15 protein-coding genes are annotated in these 17767 nt (G+C 69.4%); 10 read left to right on the top strand and 5 right to left on the bottom strand.

Annotation, left to right across the window (positions count from 1 at the left end):
* Positions 1-53: 53 nt before the first annotated feature.
* A complete protein-coding gene (locus C8K36_RS14350; RefSeq protein WP_107985150.1) occupies positions 54-848 on the bottom strand; it encodes a peptidylprolyl isomerase in 795 nt (264 codons plus the stop codon).
* Entirely contained in the window at positions 848-1702 is an 855-nt protein-coding gene (locus tag C8K36_RS14345; protein ID WP_107985149.1) for a peptidylprolyl isomerase, read from the bottom strand. Before C8K36_RS14345 ends, C8K36_RS14350 begins: the two co-directional genes overlap by 1 nt.
* A 195-nt stretch (positions 1703-1897) precedes the next feature.
* On the opposite strand from C8K36_RS14345, the gene C8K36_RS14340 reads away from it, so the two are divergent.
* The 5 genes from C8K36_RS14340 to C8K36_RS14320 all read left to right on the top strand — a co-directional run bounded on the left by C8K36_RS14340 (position 1898) and on the right by C8K36_RS14320 (position 8320).
* On the top strand, positions 1898-2578 hold the full coding sequence (locus tag C8K36_RS14340) for an MBL fold metallo-hydrolase (RefSeq protein WP_107985148.1): 681 nt from the start codon (positions 1898-1900) through the stop codon (positions 2576-2578).
* Positions 2579-2593: 15 nt separating this feature from the next.
* A complete protein-coding gene (hisS, locus tag C8K36_RS14335; RefSeq protein WP_107985147.1) occupies positions 2594-3874 on the top strand; it encodes a histidine--tRNA ligase in 1281 nt (426 codons plus the stop codon).
* Between the two features lie 46 nt (positions 3875-3920).
* Complete coding sequence (locus tag C8K36_RS14330; RefSeq protein WP_107985215.1) at positions 3921-4502, top strand: hypothetical protein; 582 nt, start codon at positions 3921-3923, stop codon at positions 4500-4502.
* Positions 4503-4605: 103 nt separating this feature from the next.
* Positions 4606-7209, top strand: a complete 2604-nt coding sequence (locus tag C8K36_RS14325; RefSeq protein WP_107985146.1) for a helix-turn-helix transcriptional regulator — start codon at positions 4606-4608, stop codon at positions 7207-7209.
* A 106-nt stretch (positions 7210-7315) separates the two neighbouring features.
* Positions 7316-8320, top strand: coding sequence for a malate dehydrogenase (locus tag C8K36_RS14320; protein WP_107985145.1), 1005 nt, complete (start codon positions 7316-7318; stop codon positions 8318-8320).
* Positions 8321-8348: 28 nt separating this feature from the next.
* Here the strand turns inward: C8K36_RS14320 and C8K36_RS14315 are convergent, their stop codons facing one another.
* The 3 genes from C8K36_RS14315 to C8K36_RS14305 form a co-directional block, all read right to left on the bottom strand.
* Entirely contained in the window at positions 8349-9707 is a 1359-nt protein-coding gene (locus C8K36_RS14315) for a hypothetical protein (RefSeq protein ID WP_107985144.1), read from the bottom strand.
* Entirely contained in the window at positions 9704-10033 is a 330-nt protein-coding gene (locus C8K36_RS14310) for a type VII secretion target (RefSeq protein ID WP_107985143.1), read from the bottom strand. The genes C8K36_RS14315 and C8K36_RS14310 overlap by 4 nt, the downstream gene beginning before the upstream one ends.
* A gap of 63 nt (positions 10034-10096) precedes the next feature.
* Entirely contained in the window at positions 10097-10795 is a 699-nt protein-coding gene (locus C8K36_RS14305) for a TetR/AcrR family transcriptional regulator (protein WP_107985142.1), read from the bottom strand.
* 274 nt (positions 10796-11069) lie between these two features.
* On the opposite strand from C8K36_RS14305, the gene C8K36_RS14300 reads away from it, so the two are divergent.
* From C8K36_RS14300 to C8K36_RS14280, 5 genes are all read left to right on the top strand, one after another.
* Positions 11070-12605 carry an amino acid permease gene (locus tag C8K36_RS14300; RefSeq protein ID WP_107985141.1) on the top strand — a complete coding sequence of 512 codons (1536 nt, stop codon included), beginning with the start codon at positions 11070-11072 and terminating at the stop codon, positions 12603-12605.
* 1 nt (position 12606) lies between these two features.
* On the top strand, positions 12607-13479 hold the full coding sequence (locus C8K36_RS14295; RefSeq protein ID WP_107985140.1) for an urea amidolyase associated protein UAAP1: 873 nt from the start codon (positions 12607-12609) through the stop codon (positions 13477-13479).
* Positions 13476-14141 (top strand): urea amidolyase associated protein UAAP2, encoded by a 666-nt coding sequence (locus tag C8K36_RS14290; RefSeq protein WP_107985139.1) that lies wholly within the window; start codon positions 13476-13478, stop codon positions 14139-14141. The genes C8K36_RS14295 and C8K36_RS14290 overlap by 4 nt, the downstream gene beginning before the upstream one ends.
* Positions 14138-16123: a 5-oxoprolinase/urea amidolyase family protein gene (locus C8K36_RS14285; RefSeq protein ID WP_107985138.1), complete on the top strand. Its 1986-nt coding sequence runs from the start codon at positions 14138-14140 to the stop codon at positions 16121-16123. The genes C8K36_RS14290 and C8K36_RS14285 overlap by 4 nt, the downstream gene beginning before the upstream one ends.
* A 182-nt stretch (positions 16124-16305) precedes the next feature.
* Entirely contained in the window at positions 16306-17763 is a 1458-nt protein-coding gene (locus C8K36_RS14280; protein WP_258195415.1) for an MFS transporter, read from the top strand.
* Positions 17764-17767: the final 4 nt, after the last annotated feature.

Below are 17767 nucleotides of genomic sequence, written 5' to 3'. Positions count from 1 at the left end.
GCTGAAAAGGCCCCCCGAGCGCTCGGGGGGCCTTTTCAGCTGTGGGAACGAGGTCAGGCGACCTTGGCGGTCTCGATGGTGACCGGGGTCTTGGGGGCACCGCCACCGGCTGAGCTGGATCCGTCGTCGCCGGCGGCCGCGATCTTCTCGATCGTGGCGAGGCCCTCCTCCGAGATCGTGCCGACCACGGTGTACTTCGGCTGCAGCAGCGAGTCCTCGAACACGAGGAAGAACTGGCTGCCGTTGGTGTCGACACCGGAGTTGGCCATCGCGACGGTGCCGCGCGGGTACACGACGGGGTTGTTCAGCGCCGGGTCGTTCGGCGCGAACTGGTTCGTCGGGTACTCGTTGGCGTACCGATAGCCGGGCCCGCCGTTTCCGCGACCGCTGGGGTCACCGCACTGCAGCATCTGCAGGCCGGGCGACGTGGAGAGACGATGGCACGGGGTGCCGTCGAAGTAGCCCTGCTCGGCGAGGCTGACGAAGCTGTTGACGGTGCACGGCGCTTCTGCACGGTCCAGGGTCATTCCGATCGGGCCCTGGCCGGTGGTCAGCGCGACCCCGACCGTGCCCGCGGTGGAGACAGCGGTCCCGTTCGGAGCAGTGACGTCCTTGGCGGCGTTGCCCGCGGCCGAATAGCTGCAGTCGACGGTGGGTGCCGACGGTGCCGGCACCGCGGGCAGTGCCGGGTACTGCGACAGATCGATCTTCGGCGCCTCGGGGGTGGTCCACATGCTCGACGAACTCGTCGAACCGGCGGTGTCCGACGAATCACCGTCGCCGGATGAGCATGCGGTGAGGAGGAGGGCGACGCCGAGTCCGGCGGCCGCGAGTGCTGTGCGCTTCATCAATCCAACCTCACGCTCGTGATGTCGACAGGGGTGGCGGGCTTGCCGTCGGCGCCGCCGCCCTCGGCTCCTGCGGCGGCGATCTTGTCGACCGTCGCGAGCCCGGTCTCGTCGATCGTGCCGAAGACCGTGTACTGCGGCGGCAGTGTCGAGTCGCCGTAGACGAGGAAGAACTGGCTGCCGTTGGTTCCCGCTCCGGCGTTGGCCATCGCGATGGTGCCGCGCTTGTACGTGACCGGCGTCTGCGCGGCGAGGTCGTCGGGGGCGTACTGGTCGGTGGGGAACTCGTTCGGGAACTGGTAGCCCGGACCGCCGGCCCCGGTGCCCGTCGGGTCACCGCACTGCAGCACCTTCAGCGAGTCGCTGGTGGTGAGGCGGTGGCAGGTGGTGCCGTCGAAGTAGCCCTGCGACGCGAGGCTGGCGAAGTTGTTGACGGTGCACGGCGACTGCGCGTTGTCCAGGGTCAGCCCGATGGGCCCCTGCGTGGTCTCCATGCTCGCGCTGACCGTCGCGACCGTGGTGTCGATGCCCTCGGCGCGCGGCGGATTGTTCGGCTTCGTAGCGGCCTCGGCCGGCGTGTACGTGCAGTTGACGAGGTTCGGCAGTGGCGTGGCCCGGCCGGCAGGCATCGCGGCGGCGCTCGGTGTCTCGGACGCGGCGGTGGTGTCGGTCGTGTTGTCGTCCTTGCCGGACAGCGTCACGACGACGGCACCGACCGCGATCACCACGATCGCGCCGACGATAATTCCGCCGATCGTCATCTGCTTGCGCTTGCGGGCGCGCCCGGCGCGCCGTTCGAGCTGGCGTTCCAGCTTTCGTTTCGCGGCCTCGCGGCGCTGCTGATTGCTCGGCACTGCAGTCGTCCTCCCGTGCGTCTCGTTCGGTTTGTTCCGGAATCTCCCGTGGCGCCCGTCACCGCGCATGGGACATGCGCGAGTCTGCCACCTCAACCTGAGAGGATCCTGGCGGGGCGACAGCCTAGGCTGTACTGATCCGCGTCGGATCCCGAATGGCCTCCGTAACCGCCCCGTACTCTAGGAGTTGTCGCCGTGCTCGTCACCGGATTCCCCGCCGGGATGTTCCAGACCAACTGTTACATCCTCGCGCACGACGACTCGGGGGAGTGCGTCGTCGTCGATCCCGGGCAGGACGCCGCTGAGCCGCTGGTGCAGTTTCTGGAACAGCAGGGGCTCGAGCCCAAGGGGGTTCTGCTCACCCACGGCCATCTCGACCACACGTGGTCGGTGCACCCGGTGTGCGAGCGCTACGACATCCCGGCCTACATCCACCCGGAGGACCGGTACATGCTCACCGATCCGGGCCGCGGCATCGGCTCGTCGATGAACCAGATGATTGCGGGCGTCGAATTCCGGGAGCCCGCCGAGGTGATCGAGATCGCCGACGGGGACGAGCTGACCGTCGCGGGAATCGACTTCGTCGTCGACCACACGCCCGGCCACACCCAGGGATCCGTCGTGTTCCGCACCGAACTGGCCACCGAGGACGGCCCGCTCCAGGTGGCGCTCACCGGGGACACCCTGTTCCAGGGTTCGATCGGCCGCAGCGACCTGCCCGGTGGCAACCACGACCAGTTGCTGCAGTCGATTGCGCGGAAGCTGTTGGTACTCGACGACACCACCGCGATCCTGCCCGGGCACGGAGGTTCCAGCTCGATCGGCCAGGAACGTGCCGCCAACCCGTTCCTCGTTGGACTGACCGCCTCCCAGTAAGGAAAAGTAACCACCGTGAGTAAGTCAGGCCTCAGCACCTTCTCGGCCCCCAAGGGCGTTCCCGACTACGTCCCGCCGCAGTCCGCGGAATTCGTCGCCGTGCGCGACGGATTGACCCGGGCCGCCCGGTTGGCGGGCTACGGGCACATCGAACTACCGATCTTCGAGGACACCGGGTTGTTCGCGCGCGGTGTCGGTGAGTCCACCGATGTCGTGTCGAAGGAGATGTACACCTTCGCCGACCGCGGCGACCGTTCGGTGACGTTGCGTCCCGAGGGCACCGCCGGCGTGATGCGCGCCGTGATCGAGCACGGGCTCGACCGCGGCCAGCTTCCGGTGAAGCTCAGCTATGCGGGCCCGTTCTTCCGTTACGAGCGCCCGCAGGCCGGGCGCTACCGTCAGCTGCAGCAGGTGGGCGTCGAGGCGATCGGCGTCGACGACCCCGCGCTCGACGCCGAGGTGATCGCGATCGCCGACGCCGGCTTCCGCGGTCTCGGTCTCGACGGCTTCCGCCTCGAGATCACCTCGCTCGGCGACGACACCTGCCGCCCGCAGTACCGGGAACGGCTGCAGGAGTTCCTGTTCGGGCTGGACCTGGACGAGGACACCCGCCGTCGCGCCGAGATCAACCCGCTGCGCGTGCTCGACGACAAGCGCAAGGAAGTGCGCGAGATGACGGCGAACGCGCCGCTCATGCTCGACCACCTCTCGGAGAGCGCCAAGGCCCATTTCGACGAGGTTCTCGCACACCTCGATGCGCTCGGCGTGCCGTACGTCGTCAACCCGCGCATGGTGCGTGGCCTGGACTACTACACCAAGACGACGTTCGAGTTCGTCCACGACGGTCTGGGCGCGCAGTCCGGCATCGGCGGCGGTGGCCGCTACGACGGGCTGATGGCGCAACTCGGTGGACAGCCGCTGTCGGGCATCGGGTTCGGCCTGGGCGTCGACCGGACGATCCTCGCGCTCGCGGCCGAGGGCAAGTCCGCCGGTAACCCGGCGCGCTGCGAGGTCTTCGGGGTTCCGCTGGGCGGCGCCGCGAAGACCGAGATGGTGAAGATCGCGTACGCGCTGCGCGAGGCCGGCATCCGCGTCGACATGGTCTACGGCGAGCGCGGCATCAAGGGTTCGATGAAGGCGGCGGATCGGTCCGGTGCCCGTCTCGCGCTGGTGCTGGGCGACGAGGATCTCGCTGCCGGCACCATAGCGGTCAAGAACCTGGGCAACGGCGAGCAGACGTCGGTGCCGATGGACGGCGTTGTCGCACACATCGGTTCGATTCTTGCCGACGCCTGACAGGCAGGCGGGGGAGGAGTTCTCCCTCGACCTGATCCCGGCGGCGATGCTGGCGCCGCGCATGCGGAAGGTCGCACTGGTCGCCGTTGTGATCGGGATCGTGGTGGGCGGAGTGGTGGCGATCTTCGCTGCACCGCTGATCGCGGTCGTGGTCGCCGCGGTGATCGCGCTTCCCACTGCGGTGTCCGCTCTGCTGGCGACCCGTCGTCGAATGTGGCTGGCCGGAACCACGATCCATGCCTCGAACGGCCTCGTGGAGAGGCGGATCGACGTCGCGCAGGCCGCGAGCGTGGAGTTCGTCGTCCGCGCGGCGCGGGTCAGTCAGGTAGTCCTGCGGATCGGCGACGGCCGCAGGGTCCGCACTGTGCCGCTCGCGCTCTACACCGCCGACGGTGGCCGCGAACTCGACGTGCTGGGCCTGCGCAAGCTCGCCGACGCCCTGTCGGCGAGTGAGCTGGCTCCGGCCGCGGCGGCGGCGTCGTTGCTGATCGATCAGTTGCGAGCGGAGGCCCGCGGCGCGGGCCTCGAGGAGCGACCGCTGTACCGGGCCGTGGCGCTGGCCCGGGACGCGGGGCGCGTGCCCCAGACGGTCCTCACCGACGCGGAAGTGGCAGCGCTCTCGAACTGAGCCGCCGAAAGCGGTCGTGACGGACTGACCGTCCAGTAACTCCCTGATTGCGGGTTGAGTGGTTCGGTGCGCGGGGCCCGCCGACAGGATTATCGTTCGAAGCATGGTCGGTCTCTGGCCCGTCCTCGACCGCAAGGCTGCGTTCGAGGGTGCTCGGGAACTGCTCCGCGACGGAAGGTCGTGCGGAGTGGTGCTGGTCGGCACCGCGGGCGTGGGCAAGACGACGATGGCGCGGGAGCTGGTGGGATCGCTCACCGGTGACGCCCGCTGGATCGCGGGCACCGAATCGACCCAGAGCATTCCCCTCGGGGCCTTCGCCCCGCACCTCGCCCGGACGACGTCCCGCGATCCGGTGGTCGCCCTGCGGGCCGTCCGCGATGTGCTCGCCGAGGACGGCGTGGCCCCGGACGGCGGCGCCGCCATCATCGGTGTCGACGACGCGCACCTGCTCGACGAGTTCTCCGCGGGTCTGGTGCACCAGTTGGCAGTCGGGCGGGACGTGCGCCTCGTCGTCACGGTCCGCAGCGGCGCGCCGGTCCCGTCGGCGATCGAGGCACTCTGGAAGGACGGGCTGCTCACTCCGTTCGTGGTACAGCCGTTCACTCGTGCGGAGATGGACCAGGAACTGCATCAGGTGCTCGGCGCCCCGGTCGAGCGGTTCAGCGCGGACGCCATCTGGGAGGCGTCGGAAGGCAATCCGCTGTTCCTGCGGCATCTCGTGGAGGGCGCCCTCGACGGCGGCACCCTCCGCAGATCCGGCGGCGTGTGGCAACTGCGGGGCCGGCCCGGTGTGTCGGCCGCCCTCGCATCACTGCTCGAATCACGCTTCGCCCGCACACCGCGGGACGCCCTCGACGTCGTCGACTACCTGGCGTTCTGTGAGCCGCTCGAGCTCGAGGTCCTCAGCGAACTGGTGAGCCGCCGGTCGATCGAGGAGGCCGAGCGGATGGACCTCGTCCGGATCCGGGACGTCGGCAACGCGCACGTCGTGCGGTTGGCCCATCCGCTCTTCGGTGAGGTGATTCGTGACCGTGCCGGGGTGCTCGCCGCGCAGCGCATCAAGCGGCGCCTCGTCGAGGTGCTGCGTGAATCGCCCGACCCGGGCGTCGTGACGTCGATGCGGATCGCGGAACTCGCTATGGAGTCGGGCATCGAACCGGACCCCGAACTCCTGGTGCGTGGGGCCGAGGACGCGATCGCGATGGCCAGCCTGGAACTGGGTGCCCGGCTCGCCGGCGCCGCAGTTCGCCGCGGCGGCGGCTTCGACGCCTCGTTCGCGCTGGGGCGCGCGCTGATGTGGCAGGGCAAGGGCGACGAGGCCGAGAAGGTCTTCGCAGCCGTCGATCCTGACGCGCTGTGCGAGTACGACGTCGCGAGATGGCTGCTGACCCGCGTCGCGAGCCTGTATCTCGAGGCGGGACGCCCCCAGGAGGCGGTAGCGCTGTTCCAGCGCGAGCGCGACCGGATCACCGATCCGATGCTGGCGGTGTCCGTCGTCGCCCTCGACGCCGTGTTGCATCTCTACGACCGGGATCTCGGGACGGCGATCGACCTGGCTCGGCGGGTGGAGGCGGCGCCCGAGGCGCACCCGTGGGCACGCGCGAGTGGGGTCTTCGCGGGCGTGGCCGCGCTGACGGTGTCCGGGCGCGGCCTCGAGGTGGGGGCTCTCGCGGCCTCCGCGTGGGAGGCGATCTCGCACGGCGACGGTCTGCTGCGATTCCACATCGGCTATTTCGAGGTGCTGGCCCTGACCCTCGTCGGACGGTTGTCGGTGGCCGAGGCGACCTCGGCGCGCTACCGGGACCTCGCGGCCGGTCAACCCAACAGCGCCGCGCTGGCCGACGTCGCATCGGGTGTGGTGGAACTGACGAGCGGGCGACTCGACGACGCCGCCGAACACCTCACCGAGGCGCTCGCGGTGCTGGACCGCGAGACCCGGTCGGAGTGGATGCTGCTGGCCGCCGTGAGCTTGTGCCAGGTGCGGGCCGCACAGGGCAAAGGCGCCGACGCGGCCGCCGCGCTCGCGGTTGCCGAGCGAAACTCCGGACCGGAACTGGCGTTCTTCGACCCGTTGATCGAGGTGGCACGGGCGTGGGTCGCGGGCTCGGCGGGGGAGGTCTCGGCGGCGGTACACGCCGCGCGGCGGGCCGGGGAACTGGCGGCGCAGTCCGGGCAGTACGCCGTCGAGGCGATCGCGCTGGATGTGGCGACGACGTTCGGCGACTACTCGACTGTTTCGCGGTTGGCCGAACTCGCGGGCTTCGTCGACGGCCCCTTCGCGCGGGTCGCGGCGGCGCGGGCGCATGCACTGGCCAAGGCGGACGGTGCGACGCTGGATTCGTTGGCGGCCGAGTTCGAACGCACCGGAACCCTGCTGGCCGCCGCCGACACCTACGCCCAGGCGGCGACGGCGTACTCCCGATCCAATGATCGTCGCGGCGAGTTGACGTCCGCCGCGAAGGCGCACTGGCTCGCGTCGCAATGCGACGGCGCGACCACACCGGCACTCGCGAAGGCGGCGCGACCGCTGCCCCTGACCGATCGCGAACGTGAGGTTGCGGTGCTGGTGGGTCGCGGGCTGTCGAACAAGGACATCGCCAGTCGGCTCGTGTTGTCGGTGCGCACTGTCGAGGGCCACATCTACCGTGCGTGCGAGAAGCTGGCGCTCAGCCACCGCAGCGACCTCGCGAAACTCGTCCAGGTGTGACTGCCGACACACTCGTCCGCTGCAGCGGGGTGTGACCGATCTCTTTCTCCCGCCGTCGAATTCGTGACTACCGTGGAAGGTGTCGAATACGACGCGAGGAGGCGGCATGCACACTGCACCTGTCCACAAGGCGCCGGTCACGGTCACCGTCACGGGGGCTTCCGGCCAGATCGCCTACGGTCTGCTGTTCCGGATCGCTGCCGGCGACATGCTCGGCCCGGATACCCCCGTTCGATTGCGACTGCTCGAGATTCCCTCGGCGGTTCGCGCCGCCGAGGGCGTCGCGATGGAACTCGAGGACGGAGCGTTCCCGCTGCTGAGCGGCGTGGACATCTCCGATGACCCGACGGCCGGCTTCGACGGCGCCAACGTCGCGGTGCTGGTGGGAGCGCGCCCCCGCACGCAGGGGATGGAACGCGGCGACCTCCTCGCTGCCAACGGCGCGATCTTCACGACTCAGGGACGGGCCATCGAGACAGCGGCGGCCGACGACGTCAAGGTTCTCGTCGTGGGTAACCCCGCCAACACCAATGCGCTCATCGCGATGTCGAACGCGCCCGGAGTGCCGCGCACCCGATTCACCGCGCTGACCCGGCTCGACCACAACCGCGCCATCGCGCAACTCGCGCACCGGACGGGGGAGGCGGCCGCCGGGATCCGGCGGATGACGATCTGGGGCAACCATTCGGCAACACAGTATCCAGACCTGTCCCACGCCTTCGTCGGCAACAAGCCCGCCGTTGACGCGGTGTCGGATCAGGCGTGGATCGAGGACACCTTCATCCCCACCGTCCAGCAGCGTGGTTCCGCGATCATCAAGGCACGTGGATCGTCGTCGGCGGCGAGTGCCGCCAGTGCCGCGATCGACCACGTCCGCGACTGGATCTCCGGCACCGAGGACGGCGACTGGGTCTCGATGGCGGTGTGTTCCGACGGTTCCTACGGCGTCCCGGAGGGGTTGATCAGTTCGTTCCCCGTCACCTGCGCCGACGGTGAGTTCCAGATCGTGCCGGACCTCGACATCGACGCCTTCTCCCGGGCGCGGATCGACCTCTCGGTCACCGAACTCGAGCAGGAACGCGACGCGGTTCGGGCGCTCGGTCTGGTCTGACGACCGGACCGAGCACGTCGAACCCGGCTCAGAGCGCCGCCGCGTCGTCTCCGCCCAACGCATCGATCTCGACGGTGCCGATCACCGCCGGCGCCACCATCGGCAGGTCGCCGACGATCTCGCTGCTCGACACGGCGGCGGTGAGGTAGCCGGATCCGCCGTGCACCGAGTCGTCGTACGCGCCGCGCGGGGCCGACGAGCCCATCCCCGTGGGCGCATAGCCGCCGGGGGTCCCGGGGCCGTGCGTGGCGGCTGCGCCGACACCGGCGTTCGTGTTGGTGGAGTTCGTAACGGCGGCTCCCGGGGACGGAGCAGCCGACGGCCCGCGCCCGATCGACCCCGCAGCGATTCCTGTGCCACCCGCGACGAAGCCGGGTACCAGCCCTGTTCCGCTGCCGCCGGACAGCGCCGCCCCGCCACCGAACGTGGCCGCGGCGGGGGCGAACTCGCGGACCGAACCGGGTGTCACGCTCGCCGCGTACGTCTGGGAGGCAAGCGTGTCCGCAGTCTGCTGGGTCGCAGAGTCGGCGAGCGTTCGGCCGACGGACTCGAGTACCGCACCGGCGACGGCGATGGGTGATTGTCCACCCGCGGCCCGCAGGCCGGCTGCCGGCGCCGGGGCCACCGGTACGGGGATGTCCGCGCCCAGGGTGACCATCGCCGATTGGTGGCGCGCGAGTTCCGTACGCGTCGCGGCGACGACCGTGAGAGCGCGTTGCAGGTGGTCGGCGGCCGCGGCGAGCAGCATCGTCTGGCCCGGCGGCGTGAGTGCCACCGGTGCGGCCGCGACTGCGGTGGCCGCGAACGACTCCGCGATCGCAACGAGTTGGGTATTGCCGCGGGACACCGTTGCCGCGGCCTCCTGGGTGACCGCGGCGATGGCGTTGCCGCGCTCACTCAGTTGTTCACCGCTGATGCGCGCCTGCTCGCCCTGCGATTGTGCAGCGAGCGCCGCCTGACCGTCCCAGGCCTGATCGAGCGCGCGCAGCCCCGAGATGCCCATCGACAGTGCGGTGTCGATCACCGACGACGAGTCCCGCAGCATCGCGGTGGGGTCGAACCCTCCGAGCGTGCCGGTCCCGAACGCGCTCGCGAGATCGGAGACCGGTTGCAACAGTTGGTCGATACCCGGCAGCGGTGGAAGCTGCGGCAGGTCGGGAAGCGGCGGCAGCGTGGGAAGTGGCGGCAGCATGGGAAGAGGCGGCAGGGCACCGGCGGCGATGTCGGTGAACGGGGTGTTCAGCAGCGGGCCGATCGGGGAGGCGCCGAGCGCCTCCATCGGCGTCAGCGGAACCGGCATGTCCAGGACCGGCCCGACAGGCGAGGCCTGCAGCATGTCGAGCACGGTCGTCGGGCTCGGTCCGGCGGTGGGATCGGGTGTCGTCATGCGTTTTCCCCCAGAGCGCTGTGCGCGTCACCGAGGACGCTGCCGGTGGCGTGGTCGGTCGCGTCGTACGCGGCGGCGATCGCACGCGCGACCGACCCCGTCCCCGCATAGTGGTTCGCGAGGGCGGCGACCGAGCGTGCGTGCGCGGTCTGCGTAGTGGCGAACGTCGCCAGGAAGTCTGCGCCGATCGCGCCGAACACCGGCGTCAGCGCGGCAACATTCGCGGCCAGGTCCAACCCGCCCGCTGTCGCGATGTGTGCCGCGGCCCCCGCCGCGACGTCCCCGTACGCCCGAATCTCATCGGGCGCAGCAGAAAACCCGTCCATATGACCCCCCATTTGGTCGACTCGGCTCACACTGTAACCGACTCACCGACCGGTGGGCATCGCTCATCGGTGGGGCTGTGGACAACTCTCGGCTACTCGCTGAAGCTGCACCCGGGCCTGGGCTCGCATTTCGGTCGGCGGCCCGCCGCGGCCGAGGACCCGCAGGACCGCGTCGGCGACGACCTCGGCGGACAGCGCGGTGTCCGGTACTTCGGCGGACGCGTCGGACCGGGCATTGATGGTCGCCTCGACGAGGCGGAACGGCAGAGCGGCGGCAGCCGGGTCCGAATCGGAATCGTCGATGGCGGCCTGGGCGTCGAGGGCGAATTCCGTGTACCGCGTCATGAGTTGAGTACGGAGCGAGCGGAATTCGGCGAAGCGTTCGGTCGTCACCTCAGGCAGGAGGTAGAGCGCGCCGAGATTCCATCGGGACTCCGCGAGCTGGGTGGCGTCGTACAGCGCCAGTGCGTAGATGCGGACGACCGGATCGGGGCACGCCGTCCGTAATGCTCGGGCGCAGGCGAGGGGCGCTGCAACCGTGTCGAGGAGCAGCGCGGCGAGGATGTCGTCCTTCGTCGCGAAGTGGTGGTACATCGACGCCTGCCGGATGCCGACGGCATCCGCGATCATCCGTGTCGAGGTACCCGAGAACCCCCGCGTCGTGAACAACTCCGCCGAGGCATCCAGGATTTCGTCCCGCGCGGTCGCTCCCGGCCGTCGGCGGGTTGTCAGCCGAGGTCGACCGGCGCCAGTGCTCGTCATGGCCTCATCTTGGCAGGTTCGGTGGCCGTCTCCGCGGGTCCCGGGCGCGCGTTTTCGCCGGAAGAAGTCCGCGACCTGCGGGTGTGAGCAGCCTGTCACGCGGGCGTAACCCACGACACGGCCACGCAATCGGGGCGGGCGGCCGCGACCCACGATTGCAACGTGCGCGACATCGGCGGCGCCGTTTCGGTCGCAAAACTGTCATCTGACAGAAAAGCCGATGCCCGGTAGCCCGGAGCGGTGCGGCTTCCGTCTTCCTTTCAAGAGGAGTTCCATGACGACCACCGCACCACCGGTGTCGACCGAAGCGGGTGACCTCGCTGAATTCGGTTACGAGCAGCAGTTGCACCGATCGCTCGGGAAGTTCGCGTCGTTCGCGGCCGGATTCTCGTTTGTGTCGATCCTCACCACGATCTTCCAATTGTTCGGCCTCGGTTTCGGATTCGCGGGTCCCGCGTTCTTCTGGACCTGGCCGCTGGTGTTCCTCGGCCAGTTCATGGTGGCGCTGTGCTTCGCGGAACTGGCTGCGCGGTATCCGATCTCGGGTGCCATCTACCAATGGTCGCGGCGCATGGGCGGCGAGATCGTGGGATGGTTCGCAGGCTGGTTCATGATCGTCGCGCAGATCGTCACCGCATCGGCCGCCGCGATCGCGCTGCAGGTGGTTCTGCCGTCGATCTGGAGCGGGTTCCAGATCATCGGCGAGGACACCGCCCTGACGTCTTCGAGCGGTGCCGCCAACGCCGTGCTGCTCGGTTCGATCCTGTTGACGCTCACCACGATCATCAACTGCATCGGCGTGAACTGGATGTCGCGCATCAACAACATCGGCGTGACCTGCGAGATCATCGGCGTCATTGCGGTGATCGGCATGTTCTTCACGCATGCTCAGCGCGGACCCGACGTCGTGTTCGACGCCGGCGCGGCCGGCACCCAGCCCGGCTACATCTGGGCGTGGATCGTCTCGGGCCTCATGGCGGCCTACGTGATGGTGGGCTTCGGTTCCGCCGGTGAGCTCGCCGAGGAGACCCGCAACCCGCGCCGGGTCGCGCCGCGCACCATTCGGCTGGCGCTGTCCGTGTCGGCGCTGGGTGGTGGACTGATGATCGTCGGCGCGCTCATGGCCGCGCCGAGCCTCACCGACGGTCGCCTCGCGGCCGAGGGTCTGCCGTACGTGCTGACCTCGATTCTCAGCTCGCCGTGGGGAACCCTGCTGCTGGTGGACGTCGCGATCGCGGTGTTCGTGTGCACCCTTGCAATCCAGACGGCTGCGTCGCGGCTGATGTTCTCGATGGCCCGGGACGGTCGACTGCCCGCGAGCAAGGTGCTTGCCAAGGTCGACGTCCGCACCGGCACCCCGATCGCGCCGTCGATCGTGATCGGCGTGCTGTGCATCGCGGTGCTCGCCGTGAACGTCGGCAACTCCGCGATCTTCACGACCCTGTCGAGCGTGTGCATCGTGCTGATCTACCTCGCATACCTGATGGTGACGGTGCCGCTGCTCGTCCGCCGACTGAAGGGATTCCCGTACTCCGGGCCCCAGGTCGACGCCGACGGGCGAAAGCTCTTCTCGCTCGGTGTCTTCGCGATTCCCGTCAACATCGCCGCCGTCGCCTACGGCGTCGCGATGGTGATCAACCTGTCCTGGCCGCGCGCCGAGATCTTCAACCCCACCGGCGAGTACCCGCTGCTGCAGTGGGCGGCACCGCTCACCGTCGCGGCCGTCGTGCTCGTCGGCCTCGCCTACCACGCGACGGTTCGTCGTCCCCGTGTCGAACCCGTCCCGACCCCCGTCACGATCGGAGCCTGAAGTGACCACCAGCAACGCCTCCGCCCTCGCGTCCGACGCGGCCACCGGCACCACCTCCGGGGCGCGTACTCACGCCCGCGCGCAGGCCGGAACGCATACCGCCGCAATGCCGGTGGTGCCGGCTTCCGACTGGCCCACGCCGCCCGACGGCGTCGCCGCACACGACCTGACCTGGGCCGAGACCGTGCCCGGCGGGCGGTACACGTCGAAGGTGCTCGCTCGGGGCACTCGGCTCCGTCTCCGGGATCTCGACGGCAACGCCTGCGCCCATGTGCTGCTCTACCGCGCCGACGCACCGTGGGAGCGCCTGAACGTGGCCGACACCGTGAAGGTTCCCTGGCAGGCATACGTCGGGGCCGGGCACCCGCTGCTCTCCGACGCCGGGCGGGTCCTCGCGACCGTCGTCGCCGACACGTCGGGCCACCACGACGCGCTGTGCGGGACCACCAGCGCGGCCGCCAACGTCGAGAAGTACGGCGCCGGCGCCCTGCACTCGCCGTCGCCCGCCGGACGGGAACTGTTCACCGTCGCCGCGGCCAAGCACGACCTGCGCCCGCGGGACCTGCCGCCGTCGCTGTCGTTCTTCCACGGCGTGCGGGTCGCGCCGGACGGCGCTCTCGACAGCACCGGCACCGCCGGCGCGGGAGCGCACGTCGACCTGCTCGTCCATGTGCCGGTGATCGTGCTCGTCGCGAACACCGCACACCCCCTCGATCCGGCACCGGAGTTCTCGACGACACCGCTCGAGATCCTCGCGTGGGCCGCCCCGGACGGCCTCGCCACCCTCCCGAACGACGACCCCGAATACCACCGCGCTGTCCTCAACACCGAGGACGTGTGGGCAGCCGAGCACCTCGGAAAGGACGCCCGATGACCACCACCGTTCCCGCCGCCACCGACCTGGCCCTCGTTCCCGGACGGGTCGTCCTCGACGAGGTCGTCGCCCCTCGCGGACCGTGGTCGGCCGTCGTCGCCGCGGGCGACGTCCTGACGATCGTCGACCTCCACGGCAACCAAGCGGTCGACACACTGATCTACGCGGCAGGGGACCACTCCCAGCGCTACTCGGCCGCCGCCACCGTGGTGGGACAGGGCAACCTGTTTCTCACCACCGGTAGCGTGCTGCGTTCCGACGACGGCAGTCCGCTCATGGCCATCGTCGCCGACGAGGTCGGCAACCACGACACCGTCGGCGGCGCGTGCTCGCAGGAATCGAACACGCTGCGCTACGGACACCACACCAAGCACCAGCACGCGTGCGTCGAGAACTTCCTGGTCGAGGGCGCCCGCTGGGGGCTCGGGAAGCGTGACCTGGTATCGAACATCAACTTCTTCATGAACGTCCCCGTCGATCCGGACGGCGCGCTCGGCATCGTCGACGGTCTGTCCGCACCGGGCAAGCGTCTGGCGTTGCGCGCCGCCGTCGACGCGCTGGTCCTGGTGTCGAACTGCCCGCAGATCAACAACCCGTGCAACGGTTTCGACCCCACGGCCGTCCGGATGATCGTCACCCGGCCGTCGGAGGTGCAGCCATGACCGCCAAGTGCACGGTGCTGCGCCCCGGCATGGGCACCACCGTCCAGGACTACCCGGGTCGGACCGGCTACTGGCAGATCGGCGTCCCGCCGTCGGGGCCGATGGACGACCTGTCGTTCCGCCTCGGCAACGTGGCCGTCGGAAACTCCGAGGGCGCAGCCGGATTCGAGGCGGTCATGGCAGGTCCGGCGCTGCGTTTCGACGAACCCACCCGCGTGTGCGTCACCGGCGCTCCGACGACGGTGACCGTCGACGGCATCGTCGTTCCGCAGTGGCGCCCGGTACTCGTTCCGGCCGGGGGAGAGCTCGACGTCGGAGCCGTCTCCGGTCCGGGCCTGCGGATCTACGTCCTGATCGCCGGCGGCGTCGACGTCCCCGAATTCCTCGGCAGCGCTTCGACCTTCACGCTCGGCCGGTTCGGCGGGCTCGACGGCAGGGCGCTGCGTGAGGGCGACGTTCTGGCCCTCGGTGACGCGCCGACAGGTGAACCGGCAGCGGTGCCGTCCGACGCCGTCCCCGCCCTGTCCCGGCGCTGGGAGATCGCGGTCACGGAGGGGCCTCACGGTGCTCCCGAGTTCTTCACCCGCGCCGACATCGACACCCTGTATCGCACCGACTACGAGGTCCACTTCAACTCCGATCGCACCGGCGTCCGGTTGATCGGCCCTCAGCCGGACTGGGCCCGACCGGACGGCGGCGAGGCCGGGTTGCATCCGTCGAACATCCACGACAACGCCTACTCGATCGGCGCGCTGGACTTCACGGGCGACACCCCGATCCTCCTGGGACCCGACGGTCCGAGCCTGGGCGGCTTCGTGTGTCCGGTCACGGTGGTGGCCGCGGACCGATGGAAGCTCGGTCAACTGGCCCCGGGGAACACGGTGCGGTTCGTTCCGGTCCGGTCGGAGCGCACCGCGTCCCGGCGGAATCTCGGTCTCGGCCGGCGGGCGTCGCTGCCCGCGGTGCTCTCGACCGGCGGAGACGGTGACGACGGCGTCCTCGCTCGCCGCGACGGCGCCACCGCGGTCACGTACCGCCGCTCCGGCGACGACAACGTGCTCGTCGAATACGGCGACATGACACTGGATCTGGCGCTGCGGGCCCGCGTTCATGCCCTGCACCAGCGGCTCGACGCCGAGCGGCCCACAGGTCTGCTCGACCTGACACCCGGGATCCGATCGCTCCAGGTTCGCGTCGACCCCGACGTCCTGCCGGTCTCGACGCTGCTCGGACTGTTGGCCGAGGCCGAGGAGCAGATCCCGGCCGCGAACGAACTGGTGGTGCCGAGCCGGACGGTGCGGATGCCGCTGTCGTGGGACGACCCGGCCACCCGGGAGGCCATCGAGCGGTACATGCACGGCGTCCGTGCCGACGCGCCGTGGTGCCCGTGGAACATCGAGTTCATCCGCCGCATGAACGGCCTCGAGTCGGTGAACGACGTGTTCGACACGGTGTTCGCCGCCGACTACATGGTCCTGGGATTGGGGGACGTGTATCTGGGCGCGCCGGTCGCGACCCCGCTCGACCCGCGGCACCGCCTGGTCACCACCAAGTACAACCCGGCCCGCACCTGGACGCCGGAGAACGCGGTCGGCATCGGCGGCGCGTACCTGTGCATCTACGGCATGGAGGGGCCGGGCGGATACCAGTTCGTCGGCCGCACGACACAGGTGTGGAACCACCTGCACCCGCAGTCGGCGGGGCCGTTCGAGGACGGAACGCCGTGGCTGTTGCGCTTCTTCGACCGGATCTCGTGGTACCCCGTCGGCCCCGACGAATTGCTGGATCTGCGAGCCGATCTCGCTGCCGGCCGGGGGTCGGGTGGGATCGAGATCGCCGACGGCAACTTCTCGTTGGCCGACCACGAGAGGTTCCTCGAGGACAACGCGACATCGATCGAGGCCTTCCGGGCCAAGCAGGCAATTGCGTTCGGTGAGGAGCGTCGCCGCTGGGAGGAGGCCGGTGAGTTCGCGCGCCGCTGAGGGGCTGATCACACATCCCTCGTAGCGGGACGGCGATTTGCTCCGACATGGTGAATGGGTGTTCACTGCTTGGTGAACGCTCATTCACCATTGATCGTTCCGGGCACCGGCTCTACGCCGTCTCCGGGCACGACCGCACGTTCGGAGATGATCCATTGCCAGCACGATCCAGCGCCCCCACAGTGTCCCGGGAGAGGGTCCGCCCGCGTCGATCCAGCGCGCTCATCACGGCGGTGCTGTGCCTGTGCGGCACCCTGGTGTCTCTGCAGCAGACGCTCGTGGTGCCGCTGCTCCCGGATCTGCGCCACATCCTGGACGTCAGCGCCGACAATGCGTTCTGGCTCGTCACGATCACACTGCTCAGTGCAGCGGTCGCGACACCGATCGTCTCGCGTTTGGCGGACATGGTCGGCAAGAAGCAGATGATGCTCGTGGCCATGGCAGTGATGGTGAGCGGTTCGCTGCTCGCCGCGGTCGGTGGCACCTTCCTGACAGTGCTCATCGGGCGCGGCATGCAGGGGTTTGCGTCGTCGCTCATCGCGGTCGGCATCGGGATCCTGCGTGACGAGTTGCCGCGTGAGAAGGTGCCTGCCGCGACCGCGCTCATGAGTGCGACGCTCGGTATGGGCAGCGCCCTCGGACTACCGCTTGCCGGCGTGATCTATCCCCACCTGGGCTGGCATGCGATCTTCTGGATTTCGGCGGCCGCGGGCGCTGTCATGTTCGCCGCCGTGGCGATCGTGGTCCCCGAGTCGAAGGTTCGCACGCCCGGACGTTTCGACATCCTCGGCGCGATCATCCTGTCGGTGGCGCTCACGGCTCTCCTCTTGGCAATCTCCAAGGGTGGTTCCTGGGGGTGGAGCAGTGCCCGCACGCTGGGCTGTTTTGCGCTCGCGGTGGTGGTGCTCGCCATCTGGATCCCCTACCAGCTGCGCGTCAAGGACCCCATGGTGAATCTGCGGACCTCGGCTCGGCGTCCGGTGCTGCTCACCAACATCGCGTCCATGATCGTCGGATTCGCGATGTTCGCGAACATGCTCGCGACCACGCAGCAGTTGCAGATGCCCGAGAGCACCGGCTACGGCTTCGGGCTCAGCGTGCTGACCGCGGGCCTGTGCATGGTGCCGGCGGGCCTGTCGATGGTGGCGTTCTCGCCGTTGTCCGCGAAGATCACCGTGCGATTCGGAGCCCGCACCACGCTCATCACGGGTGCCCTCATCCTCGCGGCCGCGTACGTCATCCGGTTCACGTTCAACGGGTCGGTCGCGCTCATCATCCTGGGCGCAATGGTGGTAAACATCGGAACCGCGATCACCTACTCGGCCATGCCGATCTTGATCATGCAGGCGGTGCCCATCACCGAGACGGCGGCGTCGAACGGCCTCAACTCCCTGGTCCGGTCGATCGGTACCTCGACGTCCAGTGCCGTTGTGACAGCGCTCCTGACCGCGATGACGATGGACGTCGCGGGAGTGAACCTGCCGACTCTCGACGCGTTCCGGGCGGTGTTCGCGGTCGCGTGCTGCATGGCGCTGCTCGCCGCGGCAGTCGCGTGGTTCATCCCGCGGATGCCTCGGACGGTGCGTGTGTCGACGGTGATCGAGGCCGCGGCCGAGGCACGTGTGGAGACCGCGTCGTGACCAG

The sequence above is a fragment of the Rhodococcus sp. OK519 genome, from assembly GCF_003051005.1.
Lineage (GTDB): Bacteria > Actinomycetota > Actinomycetes > Mycobacteriales > Mycobacteriaceae > Prescottella.
The sequence above is the reverse complement of the archived record's forward strand: the minus strand, read 5'-3'. Positions and strand labels throughout refer to the sequence as shown.

Excerpts from the sequence above, each read along its gene's own strand:
- C8K36_RS14350 (WP_107985150.1), bottom strand. The coding sequence starts at position 848 with ATGAAGCGCACAGCACTCGCGGCCGCCGGACTCGGCGTCGCCCTCCTC.
- C8K36_RS14330 (WP_107985215.1), top strand. The coding sequence starts at position 3,921 with ATGCTGGCGCCGCGCATGCGGAAGGTCGCACTGGTCGCCGTTGTGATC.
- C8K36_RS14325 (WP_107985146.1), top strand. The coding sequence starts at position 4,606 with ATGGTCGGTCTCTGGCCCGTCCTCGACCGCAAGGCTGCGTTCGAGGGT.
- C8K36_RS14320 (WP_107985145.1), top strand. The coding sequence starts at position 7,316 with ATGCACACTGCACCTGTCCACAAGGCGCCGGTCACGGTCACCGTCACG.
- C8K36_RS14315 (WP_107985144.1), bottom strand. The coding sequence starts at position 9,707 with ATGACGACACCCGATCCCACCGCCGGACCGAGCCCGACGACCGTGCTC.
- C8K36_RS14310 (WP_107985143.1), bottom strand. The coding sequence starts at position 10,033 with ATGGACGGGTTTTCTGCTGCGCCCGATGAGATTCGGGCGTACGGGGAC.
- C8K36_RS14305 (WP_107985142.1), bottom strand. The coding sequence starts at position 10,795 with ATGACGAGCACTGGCGCCGGTCGACCTCGGCTGACAACCCGCCGACGG.
- C8K36_RS14300 (WP_107985141.1), top strand. The coding sequence starts at position 11,070 with ATGACGACCACCGCACCACCGGTGTCGACCGAAGCGGGTGACCTCGCT.
- C8K36_RS14290 (WP_107985139.1), top strand. The coding sequence starts at position 13,476 with ATGACCACCACCGTTCCCGCCGCCACCGACCTGGCCCTCGTTCCCGGA.
- C8K36_RS14285 (WP_107985138.1), top strand. The coding sequence starts at position 14,138 with ATGACCGCCAAGTGCACGGTGCTGCGCCCCGGCATGGGCACCACCGTC.